Raw genomic sequence first — 20,557 nt, 5'->3', positions numbered from 1 at the left:
CATTATTTCTTGTGAACATTTGATATTTTAAGTTAGACGCCAATCCGAAGATCGACGCTGCACTTGCATCAAATGTCCACACTTATCGACTGTTAATTGTTAAAGAACTGTGATCGGTACTACTTTCGCGCTATCGACAAAGCGTTGTGTTTGTCAGCTGCGAAGAAGAAAGAGTATGAAGCGTTTCGGCTACTTTGTCAACCTTCGTTTTTCAGCGCATTGCGCTTAAAAACTTACTACCCAGCCCCTGAAGGCTGTCCCTTTTGTGCCGCAAACCAGTGCGTCTCATCGGGGAGGCGAACTATAACAAAGCACCCCAGCGGACGCAAGGCTTTTCCGGGCTAATTACGTTCAACTGCTACAATTTCGCCCCCTCAGCGCAAATCCGCGCCTACCTACTATAGAACCATAGAAGATTCACCATGAAACAACAAGCTCAAGGATCAGGCCTGACCCTGAAACGAGCTGGCTTTACCACTGGCTTCGGCGTGCTCGCCGCCACCCTCGGTTCCGCAGTCGGTCTCGGCAATATCTGGAAGTTCCCGTATCTGACGGGCGCCAATGGCGGCGCAGGCTTTCTGCTCATCTATTTACTCGCCACCTTATTAGTGGGCCTGCCCGTGATGATCGCGGAAATCACCCTGGGACGCCGCGCCAAGGTCAACCCCATCTCAACCATGGAACAGCTGGCACCCAAAGGCAAGCCCTGGTGGCTGGTCGGCCTCATCGGCATGGTGGCGGCGTTCCTGATCGTCGCGTTTTACTCGGAAGTGGTGGGCTGGGTGTTTGCCTATATCGCCAAGGCCATCGACGGCTCCATTCTCAGCAGCGACAAGCTGGTGACGCAAGCAGCCTTCGCCTCATTGATCAGCAATCCCCTGCAATCGCTGTTGTGGCAGTGGGGCGTGCTGCTGTTTATTGGCGGCATCCTGATGCTGGGCGTGACCAAGGGCATCGAGGCGATCGCCAAGAAACTCATGCCGCTGCTGTTCCTGCTGCTACTGTTGTTATGTGCGGTCAGCCTGTCGCTCGATAAAGCGGGTGAAGGCCTGGCCTTTTTGTTCCGCCCGGACTTCAGCAAGCTGACGGCTTCCGTCGTGCTGACGGCCATGGGCCTGGCTTTCTTCAAGTTGTCCGTCGGCATGGGCACGATGATGACCTACGGCAGCTATTTCCGCGACGACCAGAATATCCCCGTTACCACCTTGCGCGTGATGGCGGCCGACCTGGGCGTATCCATGCTGGCCGGCATCGCCATCTTCCCCGCCGTGTTCACGTTTGGCTTCGCGCCCAGCGCGGGACCGTCGCTGGTATTCATTACGATCCCGGCCGTGTTCTCGCAAATTCCCATGGGGCAAACCCTGATGGTGGTGTTTTTCATCCTCGCCGCCGTCGCTGCTACGGGCGCGATGCTATCGCTGATGGAAGTGCCCGTGGTGATTTTCCATGAGCGCTTCGGCTGGACGCGTCCCAAGGCAACCGTCGTGACCATGCTGCTGCTGGCCGTGCTCGGTTCCGTGTGCGCCCTGAGTAACAGTACCCTGGCCGATTTCAAGCTGTTTAATTTGAATATGTTTGATCTGTTCGACTTCGTCTCGTCGAATATCTTCCTGCCCGTGGGCGGCATCGCGATTGCCTTGTTTGCAGGCTGGGCCTGGGGCAAGGACAATTTTATCGAAGCGATCAGCAATCATGGCCAATTGCAGAACAAGAGACTGGCGCATGTGCTGCTGTTCCTGTTGCGCTTTGTCTCGCCCGCGCTGATCCTGATCGTGATGCTGAAAGGCCTCAACGCATTCTAGTAACTAGAGTACCCGGGTGTAGGTCTGGCGCACCAGCACCCGGTCGCCGCAATCGAAATGCCACCATTCACTGTTGATGCCGAAGAAGCCTGCCTGGAACATGGCGCCGCGCAACATGCGCCTATGCGCCACTTGCTGCTGCGTGATTTCCCCTCGCTCCAGCAACATCAACTCCAACGCTGGGTGCGAGCGCTCACTCAAATCGTCAAACCCCGTGCCCATGTCCAGTTCCTGTCCGTCGGGGCCGACAATCGTGATGTCGAGCGCCATGCCAAACGAGTGGATGGAGCCGCGCGACGGTTCGGCGATATAGCCCAGCAATTCAGTTCCCTGCAGCGCATCCCACAGTTGCTGCTGCACCCGTTGCGGGCGCAAGGCGTCGAGCACCAGCAGATGATGCCCGGGATGCTGCCCGGCCAGCCACGCCACGGCCGTTTCCAGTGCAGCGGCGGCATCGCGGTGCAGCCAGGCACAGTCGATGGGACTATACAGATCGCGGCCGACGAAATTATCGGGCGTGGCGTAGCGCAAGTCGATGGCGATGCCGGCGATGCTGCTCAGGTGGCGAAATTGCGGATCGCTGTCGACCGCTTCCAATTGCAAACTTGCAACAGACATTACATTCCTCTTTCCAGACAGTTGCGCGCCGCCACGCCGATGCTGTCGGCCAGGCGCCGCGCGCCATGCGACAGCGGCGAGTGGCTGGCCGTCAATAAATACAGTTGTATGGGAATGGCTGGCGCCCATGGCCGGCGCTGCAGGCGCTCGGGCGAACCGGACGCGGCCGTAAATGGATCGACCACGGCCATGCCGCCGCCCGCTTCCACCAGCGAACGGGCAATTTGATAGGTCTGCACTACGGTACTGAATATGGGGTGGATGTCTTGCGCTTCACAGGCGGCGACCACTAATTCGCCCAGCGGATCATTGTCGGCATGGCCGATCAGCTCGCCAGACAGGCCATGCGCCGTCAGCGGCGTGCCGCAATCGGCCGCATGCCAGGTGCCCGCCGGGGCGATCACCGTCATGACGCCATGCGCGATCGGTTCGGCCACGATGCCAGGGTGGCGCGGGTCTTGCAAGGAGACGGCCAGGTCCGCCTCACCCAAGCGCAGGGTGTTGACGATCTCACCCGTGTGGTGGGTGGCTAATTGACAACGTGTATGGGGAAAGTCGCGCCGCCATTCGGTCATGGCGAACGGCAAGACGCTGATGGCAATGGTCGGCGTGGAGACCAAGCGGATGGTTTCCACCGCATGGCCCTTCAGGCTGGCCGCCAGGCGGCGGATGCCCAGCAAGTCGCGGTTGAGCTTTTCCGTCTCGACAAACAGGCGGTGCGCCTCGGGTTTCGGATACAGCTTGCCCCGCACGCGCTCGAACAGCGGCATGCCCAGTTGCAATTCACAATGCTGCAAGACCTTGGTCACGGCCGGCTGCGAGATATGCAGCACCTGGGCGGCACCGCTGATGGTGCCAACTTGCATGATGGCGTGAAACACTTCGATATGACGCAGCCGCATGAGCTATTCCTTTACCTTGCTTTGACCACCTGGGCCGTAAGAGTTCAGCATATAAGAAAAAGTCATGGGCTGGAACGGCCATGCTACTTTGTTGCAACAGCTGGCGCCGGCGTCGTCAGCACTTCCAGCAAGGCTGCCGTTTCACCATCCGGTGTACCGTCGAACAGCTTGTTGCGGTATTTCATCTGGAAGGCGATCAGCACATTGCGCGTCGCTTCATCGAATTCGCCTGTAGCCGGCGTCGCATAGCCATGCTGGGCCAGCTTTTTCTGGAACCAGACGGCATCCGGCACTTGCTGCTCAAAAATAAGGCGTTGCGCGGCAACACGGTTGGCATCCGGCCAGACGATCAAGCCCGCATCGGCCAGCTGACTCCACGGAAACAGCGGTCCCGGATCCTGCTTGCGCTGCGGTGCAACTTCGTTGTGACCCAGAATGTTTTCCGGCGCAATGTTGTAACGGGAGACGATATCCTTGAGCAGCGGAATCAACTCATCGATCTGCGCCTGCGAAAACGGATACCAGATGCGGCCTTCCGGCGTGTCCTTGAAACCGGGATTGACGATCTCGATGCCGATCGAGCTGACGTTCAACTGTGTATAAGTCTTCCAGTTACTCACCCCCGCATGATTGGCCTGGCGCGATTCGTCGACCAGCACGTAAAACTTGGGCTTGTCCGTATCCGTCAGCAAATAATGGCTGCTGACCACTTGTTCCGTCAGGATCTTGATCGAGCGGGGCAGGTCGGCAACCGTGTAATGGATGACGATGAACTTCACGCGCGGGCTCTGGCTGCGCGCCGTCAAGCTATGGTCGAGGTGCGGCGCGGGCGTGCTACAGGCGGACAGCAGTGCCACCAGCATGGCGAGGGCGATTTTTTTCATGAAAGATCCGTGATCTGGTTAATAAAATGTTCAGTTTTTACAAGCGCCATGGCAGCCACCTTGGCCGCCTGCCTGGCCGCTGCCTCATGCGGACGGGCAATTTTTTGCTCCATTGTCAACGATACCGGCAAGGCGGCGCGCATGGCTGCCGCGATGGCCGGGTGCAACTGTGCCGCGCGGCCCGCCAGCACCACGGGACGCGGACCGTGGCGCGCCGTCAGCGCCAGCGCCAATCGCGCCAGTTCCTGTCCCGCGCGCTGCAAGATCTCCAGCGCCAGCGGATCGGCCTCGGCACTGGCGGCAACAGCCAGCGCCAGCCGGCCGATGCTGCCCCGCTCCTGGCCATACATGAAGGCGCGCGACAGCGACCAGTCGCTGCCGCCAATATGCGCAAATACGGCCTTGGCCATCGGTGACGCCTGCCAGCTGCCGGGTGCTTCATCTTCGCGGCGCCAGATCTGGCGCAACGCTTCGCGGGCGATCCAGTAGCCACCGCCGCCATCGTCGAGCAGCACGCCGCGCCCGCCCGCACGGTGAAACACGCCATCCGTATCGATCCAGGCGGCAATCGAGCCCGTGCCAGCGTAGACCAGATAACCCTGGCCCGGCTCAAAACTGTCGCGATAGGCGATCTCGATATCATTGCATATCGTCACGTCGCCGGCATCGAGCGCCAGCAGGGCCGCCAGCGTTTGCGCCAGCGCAACATCGTCGCCGCCAAAGCCCGTCAAGCCCGCCACCACGGCGCGCGGCTGGCCGACCGCCAACACGGCGTGGCACAGCTTGGCAAACGTCGCGTGCAGACCTGCGCGGCCAGACTCGCTGCCCATTTGCAAGGCAGACAAGCCGTCCACCGCGCCGTCGGCCACGATGGCGCCATCCACGCGGGCCAGGGCCCAACGCGTCTGCGTGCCGCCCGCGTCGATGCCCAGGCCCAGCACGGAGGTGGCAGTATTGGCGGTAGGAAAGGAAATCATGGCATAAGTGTAAAGCCAAGCGGGGCTTGCAGGCATGAAAGCTTGCGCATGTTTCATGCCTGCAGGTTATAGACCGCCGGTGAAGGCTGAAAAATTACCTGGCGGCGGCGGCAAATGGAGCGCGCAAGGTGACGCGCGCGCTTTCATTGCCCAGGCGGTCCACGGCGCTGACCACCACCGCGTTGACTTTACCGCTGACATCGTCGACCAGGGTCAGTTCTCCTTGCAAACCGGAAACGACGCTAAAGCGCCAGTCTTCGCCATAGCGCGCCCAGAGCGCATATTGGGCCACGGGTTTGCCGCCGCCCGCCGTCAGTTTCACATTCAGGCTGGTGGAATCGCGGCGCACGGCCAACGCCGGCGTGCCGGGCGCTTGCGTGCCCAGCCACGGCGTGGCGGGAATCAAGGCAGGGCTTTGATACACGGTGGCTTTGAGTTGCTCGCTAACACCCTTGCGGTTCTGCATCAGGGGCGCCATGCTGAAATGCACTTGTCCATTCGCGCCGGGGCGCGTGCGCGTCACTTCGATCTGCTTGATGATCTCTTGCGGCGTGAAGGATTTGGCGGAATTGTCGATGCGGCTCGTGTACAGGCCCGGCCACACATGGCGGCCATAGGGATTTTGCGCCAGCCAGTAGTCGAGCAGCACGCCAAACGCCTGCGGTGCCTGCGCCACCGGCCAGTACAACTGCGGCGACAGGTAGTCGAGCCAGCCCTTGGCCAGCCACAGTTCCGCATCCGCATACAGTTTATCGTATTGGCTGAAACCGACGATGCCGGCAGGGCGGCGATCGGGACGGCCGATGCCAAACGGACTGATGCCGAAACGCACCCAGCTCTTTTCGCGGTGGATGCCAGTATACAAGGCTTCGATCAGCTGGTTGACGTTCTGGCGGCGCCAGGAAGGGCGGTCCAGTTGGCCGCCGGCCAGCAGATATTGCTGCCAGGAAGGCTCATCGGGAAACGGCAGTTCGCGCCTGGCGCCGCCATTGCCGGCGTCCAGCGCGGCGGTCTCGGCACCGGCACCGGCCCCGGTCCCGGCGCCAGGCACGTCGATCGGATACGGATAAAAGTAGTCATCGATGTGCACGCCGTCAATATCGTAGCGGCGCACCACGTCGAGCACCACGTCCGTCGTGTGCTTTGAGGCGGCCGCATCGCCCGGGTCCATCCACAGGTAGCGCCCGTATTGCTTGACGGACGCCGGGTTGGTGGAGGCGAAACTGTCGCGCGCCAGCGGCGACTTGGCCGTGGCGTGGCGCGCCCGGTAAGGGTTGAACCAGGCGTGCAATTCCAGGCCCCGCGCATGTGCCTGGGCTACCCAGAAGGCCAGCGGGTCATACAGCGGCAATGGCGGCTGGCCTTGCTTGCCGGTCAGGTATTCCGACCATGGCTCCAGCTGCGAGGGGTAGATGGTGTCGGCGCTGGGCCGCACCTGCAGCACGATCGCGTTCAGATTCAAGGACTTGGCGCGGTCGAGGATGGCGATGGCCTCGGCTTGCTGCTTGGCCACCGGCAAGTTATTGCGGCTGGGCCAGTCGATATTGGCCACCGTCGAGACCCAGGCGGCGCGAAATTCGCGCGGCGCCGGCGGCGGCACTTCACCCGTGATGTGCTGTACGGGCGGCACGGCAGGCAGGCTCGTTTCGCCCGGCGTCACTGCGGATGGCATTTTGGTGCTGGTGCAGCTGCTGAGCAATGTGGCGGTAGCCAGCGCAGCGAGCACGCCGGCGGTGGCGCCCAGGCGTTTTTTTAAAGTAGACAACAAAACAATTCCTTGCAGTGGTGGAGCGCAGGTCTATCGGTGCGGGTATTTTACTGTGCACCCGCCTTCCTTGCGGGCGCACAATTGAACAGTGTCAAAGAATCAGGGTAGCGCCTTCTTGCCGAATTCCGGGTCGATTTTCACCAGCGCGGCCAGGATGAAGGCGGGAATGGTGGCGATGCAGACCCAGATGAAGAAATGCTGGTAGCCCAGCATTTGCTGGATCCAGCCGCTGGCCATGCCCGGCAGCATCATGCCCAGGGCCATGAAACCCGTGCAAATGGCGTAATGCGCCGTTTTATGCGCGCCATCGGAGACCATGATCATGTACAACATATACGAAGCGAAGCCGAAGCCATAGCCAAATTGCTCCAACGCAATACCCCCGGCGATCAGATAGATATTGCTGGGCATGGCGGTGGCCAGGTAGACGAACACCAGGTCGGGCAAATGCACGGACAGCACCATGATCCACAGGCAGCGTTTCAAGCCGAAGCGGGAAATGATGAATCCGCCCAGCAAGCCACCCAGGGTCAGGGCGATCACGCCGATGGTGCCATAGACCAGGCCCACCTGCTCTGTCGTCAAGCCCAGGCCGCCCTTGGCGACGGGGTCGAGCAGGAAGGGCGCGGCCAATTTGAGCAATTGCGCTTCGCCCAGGCGGAACAGCAGCAAAAAACCCAGAATGACGAAAATGTCCTTCTTTTTAAAGAAGGCGGCAAAGGTGGCGACGAATTCCTGCAACGGAGAAATACCCGCTTCCTGGATGCTGGACCGGTCATCCAATGGTGTCGGCAAGACAAAATAGTGGTACAGGAAGAGGGCGATGAACAGGCCTGCCAGGATGGCAAACACGACAGACCAGGCCAGCTGCACATTACCCGTGGCGTGCGTCAGGTAGCCGGCCAGGTACACCAGGCCGCCCTGGCCGGCGATCATGGCCAGGCGGTAAAACGTGCTGCGCACGCCGACAAAGGCTGCCTGCTGGTGCTCTTCCAGGCCCAGCATATAAAAGCCGTCGGCGGCAATATCATGCGTGGCGGAACTAAATGCCATCAGCCAGAAGATGGCCAGGCTGAGCTGGAAGAAATGGGGTAGCGAGGTCGTCAGGGCCACCAGCGCCAGCGCGGCGCCGATCACCAGTTGCAGGCCGACGATCCAGAAACGCTTGGTGCGGTACATGTCGATGAAGGGCGACCACAGCGGCTTAATGACCCATGGCAAGTACAGCCAGCTCGTGTAGAGGGCGATATCGGTGTTCGAAAAGCCGTAATTCTTGTACATGATCACGGACAGCGTCATGACCACGACGTAGGGAATGCCCTGGCCGAAATACAGGGAAGGGATCCACAGCCATGGGTTTTTCGCGCGCGCAGGGGCGGTTTGTTTCACAAGCTCCATACATCCTTCGTTGTCTCCCAGACAGAAGAATGCCGCGCCATCGGATCACGCCGCCAGTGCCGCCCGCACACTGCCGTCCGCGCCGGCCAACAATGCCTGTGCCTGGTTTGTAGTGATTTTTTTTACCAAGGCAACAATCGCCACCTTGACGTGATATTGGCATTGCTCCAGCACGGCCCTGGCCTGCACCTCGTCAGCGCCGGTGGCATGCATGGTCAGACGCACCGCCCGCCAGATCAGCTTGGCGTTGGTCGGCTTCAAGTCTACCATCAAGTTTCCGTACGTTTTATGCAAACCGACCATCAAGGCACTGGAAATCGTGTTCAAGGTGATTTTTTGCGCCGTGCCCGCCTTCAAACGCGTGCTGCCGGAAATGACTTCCATGCCCGTGTCGAGCACGATGCCGCATTGCGCCTCGTTCGCCACGGGCGCGTCCACGTTGTTGGCGATGCCGATGGTCAAGGCGCCCGCCTTACGCGCGGCCAGCAGGGCGCCCAGCACATACGGCGTGGCGCCGGACGCGGCCAGCAGGATCACCACGTCGTTTGCTTGCGGCTGCAGGGCCAATAAATCGCTCTCGCCTTGCGGCAGGTCATCTTCCGCGCCTTCGACGGCCACGAACATGGCGCCCGCGCCGCCAGCCAGGATGGCCACGGCACGCTCGGGCGGCCAGGAAAACGTGGGATTGAGTTCAACGCTGTCGAGCACGCCCAGGCGGCCCGAGGTTCCCGCGCCCACATACAGCAAACGCCCGCCGCCAGCGATGCGGGGCAGGGCGGCCGTGATGGCCGCCGCGATCTGCGGCGACGCCAGGCGCACGGCTTCGACGGCCCAGAACTGGTCATCGACCAGCACCGCCACCAGTTGCTCGACCGGATACAGATCCAGATCCGGATGCCGCCGGCTCGGGGTTTCAGTTTTCAACATGATTTCCGAACATGGTTGAAGATGAAACCAGTTTAATACCGATGGGAGCAAGCAGCCATGAAAGCTTGGCGTGCGGGCATAACAGGAGCTTATGGGTAAGAATTATGGATAAGACGAAACTGAGCCGTTACCAGCTCAGGCCGCGTCGTTACGGGGCGCGGCGCATCTCGGCGACGAAATCGTAATGGTCGCTGCGGCAATACGAATGCGTCAGTTCCACCGCTTCGCCCGACTCCAGGTAGGCGATGCGCGTGATGAACAGCACGGCCTGGCCATCGGGGATGCCCAGTTGCTTGGCCAGCACGTCCGTCGCATTCATGGCGCGGATATGCTGCAAGGCGCGCACGGGAGCTTTCCTGATGCTACTCAAGTATGTATACAGCGAGTCGCCCACGGCGCCCGGGTCCGGCACCACGCTGAACGGCAGCACGCTCACTTCATACGCCATTACCACATCGTCGGCCAGGCGCAAGCGCTCCAGGCGCGCCACTTTCGTATTCTGCGCCAGGCCCAGGCTCAGCTGTTCATCGCTGCTGGCGATGACGACATCGCGCTTGAGCCAGCGCGAACCGGGACGGTAGCCGCGTTGCTGCAGTTGTTCGGAAAAGCTGGACAGGTTCGACAGCGGCTGCTCGATGCGCGGGGCAATATAGTTGCCCGAACCGCGGCGGCGCACGACGAGGCCTTGCTCGACCAGTTGATCGATGGCCTTGCGCGCCGTCACGCGCGATACGTCGAGCAGTTCGGACAGGCTACGCTCAGAGGGCAGTGCCTGGTCCACCTGGTAGCGGCCGTTGCGTACGTCATCGCTCAGCTTGCGGGCGATCTGCATATATAAAGGCGAATTGTCATTCAAATCGACCTTGAGTGCTACGCTGGTCTGGCTCATACAGTTCTCCTTGTCTGCCTAGTGTAATAGCGATGGCGCTTGCGCGTATCCCATCCACCCATGAATAAATGGAAATTAGGCATAAATAACGGTTATACGCTTAAAAAAACGATGTTTTACCGTACGTATAACCAGGCATTATAGATAAATAAGCAATTTTCATTAGCCTTGGAAACTTTCCCACCCTATGCTGGCAACGCATCCACACGGGCCAGAAAACAGATGAAAAAGACAATGACGGGTTTATTCGGTTTGCTGCTGCTGGGCGGTATCTGGCCAGCCATGGCCGCAGCGCCGGGCAGCAGCGCCAGCACCAGCGTGCCAGAGAAGCAGCGCGCGCTCGATGCGGCCCTGTCGGCCATCGTTGACGATGCCGCCCACCCGCTGGCCAGCCTGTCCGTGCTGGCCATACGCCAGGGAAAAGTGTCGTATCAGAAACAATTTGGCTACCGCCATCTGGGCGCCACGCCGGCAGACAGCTTGCCGGTGACACCAGCCACCTTGTTCCGCATCGCTTCGATTTCCAAGATGATGACCACCCTGGGCCTGATGCGCTTGCTGGAACAGGGCAAGCTGAGCCTGGACCAGGATGTCGGCATTTACCTGGGATTTTCACTGCGTAACCCGCACTTTCCCCAGCAAGCCGTGACCTTGCGCAGCTTGCTCAGCCATACTTCCTCGCTGCGCGATGCGGGCGGCTACTCCTGGGGCCCCGAGCGCAGCTTGCGCGACGTGTTTACGGCCGGTGGCGATGCCATGTGGGACCGCGCCAAGACCCCCGGTCATTACTTTACGTATGCCAACCTGAACTGGGGCGTGATCGGCACGGTGATGGAAAAAGTCACGGGCGAGCGCTTCGACTTGCTGATGCAGCGTTTGCTGCTCGATCCCATGGGGCTGCGCGGCGGCTACAACCCGGCAGCCTTTTCGGCCGACGAGGTGGCAAATACGGCCACGCTGTACCGCAAGCGCACGCTCGACACGGAAGTGTGGCAGCCGCAAGGACCGTGGATCGCGCAAGTGGACGATTTCCATGCCCGCGCACCCGCCGCACCGGCTGGCCTCGATCGCTACGTGATCGGCAACAATGCCACCGTCTTCAGCCCCACGGGCGGCTTGCGCATCTCGGCCGCCGGCCTGGGCACGGTCATGCAGATGCTGCTCGATAGCGGGCGCTACCAGGGAAAACAGATCTTGCAGCCGGCCAGCATCGCGCTGATGTTTGGCCGGCAATGGCAGCTGGCGCCCGATGGCAGCAATGGCGATAGCGAGCGGGGCCTGTTCCGCGCATGGGGCCTGGGCAACCAGCAGTTTGATACGGTGGCGGGGCAAGGCAACCGCCTGGTCGAGGGCGCCAGCTTCCAGGCAGTAGGCCACTTGGGCGAGGCGTATGGCCTGGTGTCCGCCTTCGTGCTCGATTTTAAGAACAAGCATGGCATGGTGGCCCTGGTGGGTGGCACGGGCAGCGATCCCGAGCGCTACCCGGGCAGCTATTCCGCCATGGCACGCTCCGAGGAATTGATACTCACGGCGCTGTATCGTGGTGTGATTGCCAACATTCAATAATTGCACCAACATAGTGCATTCCTGAAAGTTATGGCTGCACCATGATGTTTCATTGGCTCCGTTCACGGCCAGCCTCTAAGCTCTTCCCGAATGCTCCCGCACCATGGGAGCGCAACGCAGCGAGGCAACATGCAACAACAAGTCATCATCATCGGTGGCGGCGTCGTCGGTCTGACTTCGGCCTGGTGGCTGGCCGAGGCCGGCTACAAGGTCACCCTACTGGAACGCAACGAACAGGTGGCGATTGCCGCCAGCTACCGCAACGGCGGCCAGCTCAGCTATCGCTATGTGGCGCCCCTGGCGGACACCGGCGTACCGTTGAAAGCCCTGCAATGGCTGCTGCAGAAAGACGGCCCGCTACGCTTCCGTCCCGAGGCTGACTGGCGCCAATGGCGCTGGATGGCCAGTTTCTTGCGCAATTGCAACAGCGCCAGCAATGCCCGCACCACGGCCAAGCTGCTGGAACTGGGCGAATGGAGCCGCGCCGGCATGGCGCAACTGGAATTGAGCATCGCTCCTGAAGCGTATGCGCGGCGCGATGCGGGTAAGCTCATCGTCTACCGTTCGCCCGCCATTTTTCAACGGGCCGTGGCCCGCCCGGAATCGGAAGAGGCGCGCGTCGTGCTGTCGCCAACGGAAGCGGTGCAGCGCGAACCGGCGCTGGCCGCCTTGCAGGGCTCATTGGCGGGCGGCATCTTTACCGAAGGTGAAGCGGTGGCCGATTGCCATGCTTTTTGCCTGGCCCTGGAAGCGCAGCTACTGCAACACCCGAATTTCTCGCTCTTGTTAAAGGGCGAAGCGCGCCGCCTCGTCACGCACGGTGGCAAGATCACCGGCATCGACACCAGCCTGGGCCTGCTGCAAGCGGATCATTACGTGCTGGCGGCGGGCATCCAGAGCCGCGACCTGGCCGCCACGGCGAATATTTACCTGCCCCTGTATCCATTGAAGGGCTACAGCCTGACGGCGCCCATCCGCGCGCAGGACCGGGCGCCCGAGATCAGCATCACCGATTTCGAGCGCAAGGTGCTGTATGCGCGCATCAAAGGCAATCTGCGCGTGGCCGCCATGGTCGACATGGTGGGCGCCAACAACAGTATCGACTGGGGCCGCATCGCCGGCCTGACGCGGCTGGCACGCGAAGCCATGCCGCACGGCGCCGATTACGACCAGGCCACGGCCTGGGCCGGCTTGCGCCCCGCCACGCCGAACAGCGCGCCGCTGGTGGGCGCCAGCAAATATGCGAACTTGTGGCTGAACGTGGGCCACGGCCCGCTAGGCTTTACCTTTGCCGCCGGCACGGCGCGCATCCTGGCAGACTTGATGCAGAACAAAACGCCACCGTTCGCGCTGGACTTCCTCAGTCCCAAAAGATAGACGGCAAGCGGCGCCCGGCGCCGCCGTTATGGCGGATAATTGCGGAACTTTCCTATTCCCACGTCTGCCAGCGCATGCCCACACCCTCCAAATCGCCTGCCTGCCCCTGTGGCGGCGCGGCCTACGCCAGCTGCTGCGGCCCGTATATCACGGGCGCGGCCCTGCCGCCGACGGCCGAAACACTGATGCGCTCGCGCTACACGGCCTTCACCATGCGCGATGAAGCGTACCTGCGCGCCACCTGGCATGCCAGCACCTGTCCCGCCGACGCTTTATTTGCCGAAGAAGAAAAAGTCCACTGGCTGGGACTTGAGGTAAAATCTGCTTTACGTTTACGTCAACGTAAAGCAGAATCTGCCAATCAAGCCGAAGAGATGAACCGCGACAGCGTGGAATTCGTGGCCCGCTACAAGGTCAACGGCCGCGCGCACCGCCTGCATGAAGTGAGCCGCTTCGTGCGCGAAGCCGGTGTTGGTGGCATGCGCTGGTTTTATCTCGACGGCAGTTTTCCCGAATAGCGCGACCCGAGAGACCGGGCGATAAGAAAAAGGAAGCACCATGCCGCACATCGAAAGCAAACTCAATCCGCGCAGTGACGATTTCAAGGCCAACGCCGCGGCCATGCAAGCCATCGTCGACGATTTGCGCGACAAGGTGGAGAGAATCGCGGCCGGTGGCGGCGAAGCGGCGGCCGCCAAGCACCTGGCGCGCGGAAAACTGCTGCCGCGCGACCGCGTGCAGATGCTGCTCGATCCCGGCACGCCCTTCCTCGAGTTTTCCCAGATGGCGGCCTACGCCATGTACCAGGACGCCAAGGGCGTCGATGCGGCGCCTTGCGCCGGCATCATCACCGGCATCGGCCGGGTATCGGGCCAGGAATGCGTCATCGTGTGTAACGACGCCACCGTCAAGGGCGGCACCTACTACCCGATGACGGTGAAAAAGCACTTGCGCGCCCAGGAAATCGCCGACCAGAACAATCTGCCGTGCATTTACCTGGTCGATTCTGGCGGCGCCAACCTGCCGAACCAGGACGACGTCTTCCCCGACCGCGACCATTTCGGCCGCATCTTCTACAACCAGGCGAATCTGTCGGCCAAAGGCATCCCGCAAATCGCCGTGGTGATGGGCTCTTGCACGGCTGGCGGCGCGTATGTGCCAGCCATGAGCGACGAATCGATCATCGTCAAGGAGCAGGGCACGATTTTCCTCGGCGGCCCGCCGCTGGTGAAGGCGGCCACCGGCGAAGTGGTGACGGCCGAAGACCTGGGCGGCGGCGACGTGCATACGCGTTTGTCCGGCGTGGTCGATCATTTGGCGCAAAATGACTTGCACGCGCTGTCGCTGGCGCGCACCATCGTCTCGAACCTGAACCGCACGAAGCCGCAGCAGATGGCCTTGCGCGACTCCGTCGAGCCGAAATACCCGACGCAGGAACTGTATGGCGTGATCCCCGTCGATACGCGCAAGCCCTTCGATGTGCGCGAAGTGATCGCGCGCATCGTCGACGGCAGCGATTTCGACGAATTCAAGGCCCGCTACGGCACCACCCTGATCTGCGGCTTCGCGCATATCTACGGCGTGAAGGTCGGCATCATCGCCAATAACGGCATCTTGTTCTCCGAGTCTGCCCTGAAAGGCACGCATTTCATCGAATTGTGCTGCCAGCGCAAGATCCCGCTGGTCTTCCTGCAAAATATCACCGGCTTCATGGTGGGCCGCAAATACGAAAACGAAGGCATCGCCCGCAATGGCGCCAAGATGGTCACCGCAGTAGCCACGGCTGCCGTGCCGAAATTCACCGTCATCATCGGCGGCAGCTTCGGCGCCGGCAATTACGGCATGTGCGGGCGCGCGTTTTCGCCCCGCTTCATGTGGATGTGGCCCAATGCGCGCATTTCCGTCATGGGCGGCGACCAGGCGGCCTCCGTGCTGGCGACAGTCAAGCGCGACGGCATCGAAGGCAAGGGCGGCCAGTGGAGCGCGCAAGAGGAGGCGGCCTTCAAGCAGCCGATCAAGGATCAATACGAGCACCAGGGCCACCCGTATTACGCCACCGCGCGCCTGTGGGACGATGGCGTGATCGATCCGGCCGACACCCGCATGGTGCTGGGCCTGGGCCTGTCGGCCGCGCTCAATGCCGAAATTGCCGAGACGAAGTTCGGCGTCTTCCGCATGTAATGGAGAGTGAGCATGGAATTTGAAACCCTGAAACTGGTCATCGAGGGCAATGTCGCCACCGTGACCCTGAACCGCCCCGACGTGCGCAATGCCTTCAACGAGACGACGATTGCCGAGCTGGCACGCGCCTTCGAAGGGTTGGGGCGCAGCGACATGGTGCGCGCCATCGTGCTGGCGGCGAATGGCGCGGCCTTTTGCGCCGGTGCGGACCTGAACTGGATGAAGAAGATGGCCGGCTACACGCATGCCGAAAACCAGGCTGACGCGCTGCAGCTGGCGCAGATGCTGCGCACCATCTACCTGTGTCCCAAGCCCGTGGTGGCGAAGGTCCAGGGCGACTGTTATGCGGGCGGCATGGGCCTCGTCGCCGCATGCGATATCATTCTGGCTGCGGAAGACGTGCATTTCTGCCTGAGCGAAGTGCGGCTGGGACTGATCCCGGCCACTATTTCACCGTATGTCATCAAGGCCATGGGCGAAAACTCGGCGCGCCGTTACTTTATCTCCGCAGAGCGATTCTCTGCTAGGGAAGCGCTGCGCATCGGCTTTGCCCACGAGGTAGTCGCCGGCGACGCACTGGACGCGAAAACCGCGGAAGTGCTGAAAGCGCTGACGGGCAACAGCCCGCACGCCGTGGCGCAAGCGAAAACGCTGGTGCGCGAGATCGCCGGCCAGCCGGTCAGCGACGCGCTGCTGGAGGACACGGCCGAGCGCATCGCGCAGATCCGCGCATCGGAACAGGGCCGCGAAGGCGTGCAATCGTTCCTCGACAAGCGCAAGCCGAGTTGGCTCATGGGCTAGCAATATCATTGGAGCAGTTTTGAAAGCAGAAAAACAATCGGGCTGGGTCGAACGCAGTCTGCGCAGCGTGTGGCATCCGTGCACGCAAATGCAGCATCATGCGAATGGCAACGACAGCGTTCCCTTGATCCCCGTCAGCCACGGCCGTGGCGCCTGGCTGTACGATCACGAAGGCAGACGCTACCTGGACGCCATCAGCTCCTGGTGGGTGAATCTGTTCGGCCATGCCAACCCGCGCATCAATGCGGAACTGAAAGACCAGCTGGACCGCCTGGAACACGCCATGCTGGCCGGTTTCACGCATGAACCGGTGATCGAACTGTCGGAAAAACTCTCCGCCTTGACGGGCGGCGTGCTGGGACACAGCTTTTATGCCTCCGATGGCGCATCGGCCGTGGAAATCGCCCTGAAAATGAGCTTTCATGCCTGGCGCAACAGCGGCAAGAGTGAAAAACAGGAATTCGTCTGTCTGAAAGGCAGCTACCACGGCGAAACCATCGGCGCGCTGGCCGTCACCGACGTCGCCCTCTTCAAGGATGCCTACGGCCCTCTGTTGCGCGCCTCGCAGACCGTGATGTCGCCCGACTTCCGCCAGGCGAACGAAGGCGAAACGCCACAGGACGTGGCGCGCCGCGCCGCCGCCGAGGTGGAACGCCTGTTCCAGGAAAAATCCGGGAAAATCGCCGCCATCATCATCGAGCCGCTGGTGCAGTGCGCCACCGGCATGGCCATGCATGACCCGCTGTACCTGTCCCTGGTGCGCGCCCTGTGCGACCGCCATCAGGTGCACCTGATCCTTGACGAAATTGCCGTCGGCTGCGGCCGCACGGGCACCTTCTTTGCCTGCGAACAGGCCGGCATCTGGCCCGATTTCGTCTGCCTGTCGAAAGGCATCAGCGGCGGCTACCTGCCCTTATCCTTGGTAATGACGCGCGAAGATATCTATCAAGCCTTCTACAGCACCGACGTGCGCCGCGGCTTCCTGCATTCGCACTCGTACACGGGCAACCCGCTGGCTTGCCGCGCGGCGCTGGCGACGCTCTCCATCTTCGAGGAAGACGATGTGCTGGTGGCCAACCGGGTGCGCGCCGACAAGATCACGCAAGCGCTGGCGCCGCTAGCGCAACACGAGCGCGTGCGCCACTTCCGCCAGCAGGGCATGATCTGGGCCTTCGACGCGGTCGATGCGGCGCCTGATTTTTCGCGCCGTTTCTTCAGCACGGCGCTGGAACACGAACTGTTGATGCGCCCCATCGGTTCCACCGTCTACCTGATGCCGCCGTATATCCTCGACGACGCGGAAATCGCCGGCCTGGGCCAGCAGACGCTGGCTGTCTTCAATCAAGTGATCGGATCCTGAGATGGAACTGATCACGCGCTTGAAACAGCAGTTGCAAGCCCTGGAAGAGCGCAGCCTGATCCGCCGCCGCCGCACCGTCGACACGCCGTGCGCGCCGCGATTGAGCGTGGACGGGCGCGACATGCTGGCCTTTTGCAGCAATGACTACCTGGGCCTGGCCGCGCATCCGCGCATCGTCGCCGCACTGAAAGAAGGCGCCGACCTGTATGGCGCCGGCAGCGGCGCCTCGCACCTGATCAGCGGCCATAGCCGCGCCCACGCGCAGCTGGAAGAACGCCTGGCCGATTTTGTTGGCGCCAACCTGGAACAGGCGCGCGCGCTGTACTTCTGCACCGGCTACATGGCCAACCTGGCCGTGCTGACGGCCCTGTCGGCGGGCGATGCGCAAGCCGAGATTTTCTCGGAAGCGCTGAACCACGCCTCGCTGATCGACGGCACGCGCCTGGCGCGTGTCAAGACGCGCGTGTATCCGCATGCCGATCTCACCGTGCTGGCGGCCCTGCTGGCGGAAAGTAAAGCGACGACGAAAATCGTCGTTACCGACAGCGTCTTCAGCATGGACGGCGACCTGGCGCCGCTGCCCGCGCTGCTGGCCCTGTGCGAACAATACGGCGCCTGGCTGGTGGTCGACGATGCGCACGGCTTCGGCGCACTGGGTGAACAGGGACGGGGGGCGCTGGAGCACTTCGATCTGCATTCGCCGCACCTGGTGTATGTGGGCACCCTGGGCAAGTCGGCTGGCGTGGGCGGCGCTTTTGTCGCCGCACACGACGCCGTGATCGAAACCCTGATCCAGAAGGCGCGCCCGTATATCTTCACCACGGCCGCCGCGCCCGCGCTGGCGCATGCACTGCTGGCCAGCCTGGATATCATCGCCGGCGACGAGGGCCGGCAGCGCCGCACCCACCTCGCTGCGCTTGTGGCGCAATGGAACGCCGGCTTGCAGCTGCAACGCTGGCAAGCCTTGCCGTCATTGACCGCCATCCAGCCCGTTATCGTCGGCGAGAACGCCGAAATGATGGACATCGCCGCCAGCCTGTACCAGCAAGGCCTGTGGGTCGGTGCGATCCGCCCGCCCACCGTGCCCGTGGGCACGGCGCGCCTGCGCGTGACCCTGTCGGCCGGCCACACGGCGCAGGAAGTGGCGCAATTGATCAACGCAGTCAACACACTGGAAAGGACTCGCCATGAGCCTTGATGACCCTATCGTAGCCGACGTGCTGGCAGACCTGGCGCCGGCCGTACAGCGACAGCCCGCGCCGGCTGGCGCCGGCCTGCCATCGCGCTTTGCCTGCTTCGTCACCGGTACCGACACGGAAATCGGCAAGACCCTGACCTCGTCGGCCCTGCTGCATGCGCTGGTGGCGCGCGGCGTGCGTGCCTGCGGCATGAAGCCCGTCGCCGCTGGCGCGGAAATGCGCGATGGCGAACTGCATAATGAAGACGCCGACAGCCTGATCGCCGCCGGCAACGTCAGCATGCTGCGCAGCCTGACCACGCCCTACATGCTCAAGGAACCGGCGGCGCCGCATATCGCCGCCGCCCTCGAAGGCGTCAGCATCGAATCGGTGCCCATCCTGGCCGCCTACCTGGAAATCGCCGCCGCCTCGGACGCGGTGGTGGTCGAAGGCGTGGGCGGCTTTCGCGTGCCGCTCTCCATCGGATTCGATTCGGCCGACCTGGCGCAGCAGCTCGACCTGCCCGTGATCCTGGTGGTGGGCATGCGCCTGGGCTGCATCAGCCAGGCCTTGCTGACGCTGGAAGCCATCGAAGCGCGCGGCTTGACGGTCATCGGCTGGGTCGCCAACACCCTGGAAGTGGAAATGCGCTTCCTCGACGAAAATATCGATGCGCTGATCGAGCGCATTCCGGCGCCGCTGCTGGGCAGGGTGCCGCGCCTGGCGCAGCCCAGCGCCGCAGCGGCGGCGTCCCATCTCGATTTCACCGGCTTGCCCAACTGGCCGGCGCAGCACCCGAACAATTAAACATCTCCAAAAAATAGAAGCGAAGGAATCACCATGTCTCACGTCCAAGAAACTGCAAAAACCGTCGAACTGCACCGTCCTGCAGCGCGCATCACCCTGCCGGAAGCGGCCACCTGGCCCATCGATGATGTGCTGGCCCTGTTCGACCTGCCGTTCAATGACCTGATGTTCAAGGCCCAGCAAACCCACCGCATCAACTTCCCCGATGGCGACGTGGAGCTGGCAACCTTGTTGTCGATCAAGACGGGCGGCTGCGAGGAAGACTGCGGCTACTGCCCGCAGGCAGCCCGCTACGACACGGGCGTGGAAGCGAAAAAACTCCTCGACATCGACACGGTGCTCGACGCGGCGCGCCAGGCGAAAGCCAACGGCGCCACGCGCTTCTGCATGGGTGCCGCCTGGCGCAGCCCGAAAGAGCGCGACATGGAAAAAGTCGAAGAAATGGTGAGCAAGGTCAAGGCGCTGGGCCTGGAAACCTGCGCCACCCTGGGCATGCTGGAAGAAGGACAAGCGGACCGCCTGAAAAACGCTGGCCTCGATTTCTACAACCATAACCTGGATACGGCGCCCGAGTTCTACGACAACGTCATCTCCACGCGCCAATACCAGGACCGCCTGGACACGTTGGGCCGCGTGCGCGAAGCGGGCTTGAAAGTGTGCTGCGGCGGCATCGTCGGCATGGGCGAGACGCGCTTGCAACGCGCCGGCCTGATCGCCCAGCTGGCCAACCTGAATCCATATCCTGAATCGGTGCCCGTGAACCACCTGGTGCAGGTGGAAGGCACGCCTTTGTTTGGCCTGGAAGCGCTCGACCCGTTCGAATTCGTGCGCACCATCGCCGTGGCCCGCATCACCATGCCGAAAGCGCGCGTGCGCCTGTCCGCCGGCCGCCGCCAGATGGGCGAAGCCGTGCAGGCGATGTGCTTCCTGGCTGGCGCCAATTCCATCTTCTACGGCGACAAGCTGCTCACCACCGACAACCCGGAAGCGGAAGACGACCGCACCCTGCTGGGCAAGCTGGGCCTGCAGACGCGCGGTGCCATGCTCGACTCGGTGCAGAAAGAGAAGTGCGGCTGCTGATCCAGCCATCGGGATGCGCCCCGCCAGGGCGTATCGCCTCCC

General features: G+C 62.2%; 18 protein-coding genes. 10 read left to right on the top strand and 8 right to left on the bottom strand.

The window, feature by feature from the left end:
* The first annotated feature begins 422 nt into the window (after window positions 1–422).
* Complete coding sequence (locus ACQ4W6_RS04850; protein WP_436566046.1) at window positions 423–1,802, top strand: sodium-dependent transporter; 1,380 nt, start codon at window positions 423–425, stop codon at window positions 1,800–1,802.
* Window positions 1,803–1,805: 3 nt separating this feature from the next.
* On the opposite strand, the gene ACQ4W6_RS04845 is transcribed toward ACQ4W6_RS04850, so the two are convergent.
* From ACQ4W6_RS04845 to ACQ4W6_RS04810, 8 genes are all read right to left on the bottom strand, one after another.
* A complete protein-coding gene (locus tag ACQ4W6_RS04845) occupies window positions 1,806–2,420 on the bottom strand; it encodes a M15 family metallopeptidase (protein WP_436566045.1) in 615 nt (204 codons plus the stop codon).
* Complete coding sequence (locus ACQ4W6_RS04840; protein ID WP_436566044.1) at window positions 2,420–3,322, bottom strand: LysR family transcriptional regulator; 903 nt, start codon at window positions 3,320–3,322, stop codon at window positions 2,420–2,422. Before ACQ4W6_RS04840 ends, ACQ4W6_RS04845 begins: the two co-directional genes overlap by 1 nt.
* An 83-nt stretch (window positions 3,323–3,405) precedes the next feature.
* A complete protein-coding gene (locus tag ACQ4W6_RS04835; protein ID WP_436566043.1) occupies window positions 3,406–4,206 on the bottom strand; it encodes an N-acetylmuramoyl-L-alanine amidase in 801 nt (266 codons plus the stop codon).
* Complete coding sequence (locus ACQ4W6_RS04830; protein WP_436566042.1) at window positions 4,203–5,183, bottom strand: BadF/BadG/BcrA/BcrD ATPase family protein; 981 nt, start codon at window positions 5,181–5,183, stop codon at window positions 4,203–4,205. The genes ACQ4W6_RS04835 and ACQ4W6_RS04830 overlap by 4 nt, the downstream gene beginning before the upstream one ends.
* A gap of 94 nt (window positions 5,184–5,277) precedes the next feature.
* Entirely contained in the window at window positions 5,278–6,951 is a 1,674-nt protein-coding gene (locus ACQ4W6_RS04825) for a glycoside hydrolase family 10-like protein (RefSeq protein ID WP_436566041.1), read from the bottom strand.
* 99 nt (window positions 6,952–7,050) lie between these two features.
* Window positions 7,051–8,349 carry an MFS transporter gene (locus ACQ4W6_RS04820; protein ID WP_436566040.1) on the bottom strand — a complete coding sequence of 433 codons (1,299 nt, stop codon included), beginning with the start codon at window positions 8,347–8,349 and terminating at the stop codon, window positions 7,051–7,053.
* Window positions 8,350–8,394: 45 nt separating this feature from the next.
* Window positions 8,395–9,276, bottom strand: a complete 882-nt coding sequence (locus tag ACQ4W6_RS04815) for an N-acetylmuramic acid 6-phosphate etherase (protein ID WP_436566039.1) — start codon at window positions 9,274–9,276, stop codon at window positions 8,395–8,397.
* Window positions 9,277–9,424: 148 nt separating this feature from the next.
* Window positions 9,425–10,165: a GntR family transcriptional regulator gene (locus ACQ4W6_RS04810; RefSeq protein WP_436566038.1), complete on the bottom strand. Its 741-nt coding sequence runs from the start codon at window positions 10,163–10,165 to the stop codon at window positions 9,425–9,427.
* Between the two features lie 222 nt (window positions 10,166–10,387).
* Here ACQ4W6_RS04810 and ACQ4W6_RS04805 point away from each other — a divergent pair, with 222 nt between their 5' ends.
* From ACQ4W6_RS04805 to bioB, 9 genes are all read left to right on the top strand, one after another.
* Window positions 10,388–11,731 carry a serine hydrolase domain-containing protein gene (locus ACQ4W6_RS04805; protein ID WP_436566037.1) on the top strand — a complete coding sequence of 448 codons (1,344 nt, stop codon included), beginning with the start codon at window positions 10,388–10,390 and terminating at the stop codon, window positions 11,729–11,731.
* A gap of 90 nt (window positions 11,732–11,821) precedes the next feature.
* Window positions 11,822–13,108 (top strand): D-amino acid dehydrogenase, encoded by a 1,287-nt coding sequence (locus ACQ4W6_RS04800; RefSeq protein WP_436566036.1) that lies wholly within the window; start codon window positions 11,822–11,824, stop codon window positions 13,106–13,108.
* A gap of 74 nt (window positions 13,109–13,182) precedes the next feature.
* Window positions 13,183–13,626: a YchJ family protein gene (locus ACQ4W6_RS04795; RefSeq protein WP_436566035.1), complete on the top strand. Its 444-nt coding sequence runs from the start codon at window positions 13,183–13,185 to the stop codon at window positions 13,624–13,626.
* Between the two features lie 40 nt (window positions 13,627–13,666).
* The gene (locus ACQ4W6_RS04790; protein ID WP_436566034.1) at window positions 13,667–15,289 is read left to right on the top strand and encodes a carboxyl transferase domain-containing protein; all 1,623 of its coding nucleotides are present in this window, start codon (window positions 13,667–13,669) and stop codon (window positions 15,287–15,289) included.
* Window positions 15,290–15,301: 12 nt separating this feature from the next.
* On the top strand, window positions 15,302–16,090 hold the full coding sequence (locus tag ACQ4W6_RS04785) for an enoyl-CoA hydratase/isomerase family protein (RefSeq protein ID WP_436566033.1): 789 nt from the start codon (window positions 15,302–15,304) through the stop codon (window positions 16,088–16,090).
* Between the two features lie 19 nt (window positions 16,091–16,109).
* Complete coding sequence (bioA, locus tag ACQ4W6_RS04780; RefSeq protein WP_436566032.1) at window positions 16,110–17,450, top strand: adenosylmethionine--8-amino-7-oxononanoate transaminase; 1,341 nt, start codon at window positions 16,110–16,112, stop codon at window positions 17,448–17,450.
* A 1-nt stretch (window position 17,451) separates the two neighbouring features.
* A complete protein-coding gene (gene bioF / locus ACQ4W6_RS04775; RefSeq protein WP_436566031.1) occupies window positions 17,452–18,648 on the top strand; it encodes an 8-amino-7-oxononanoate synthase in 1,197 nt (398 codons plus the stop codon).
* Window positions 18,638–19,435: a dethiobiotin synthase gene (bioD, locus tag ACQ4W6_RS04770; RefSeq protein WP_436566030.1), complete on the top strand. Its 798-nt coding sequence runs from the start codon at window positions 18,638–18,640 to the stop codon at window positions 19,433–19,435. The genes bioF and bioD overlap by 11 nt, the downstream gene beginning before the upstream one ends.
* Before the next feature lie 33 nt (window positions 19,436–19,468).
* Entirely contained in the window at window positions 19,469–20,515 is a 1,047-nt protein-coding gene (gene bioB / locus ACQ4W6_RS04765; RefSeq protein ID WP_436566029.1) for a biotin synthase BioB, read from the top strand.
* Window positions 20,516–20,557: the final 42 nt, after the last annotated feature.

The organism is Janthinobacterium woesei, assembly GCF_051380875.1.
GTDB lineage: Bacteria > Pseudomonadota > Gammaproteobacteria > Burkholderiales > Burkholderiaceae_D > Janthinobacterium.
The sequence above is the reverse complement of the archived record's forward strand: the minus strand, read 5'-3'. Positions and strand labels throughout refer to the sequence as shown.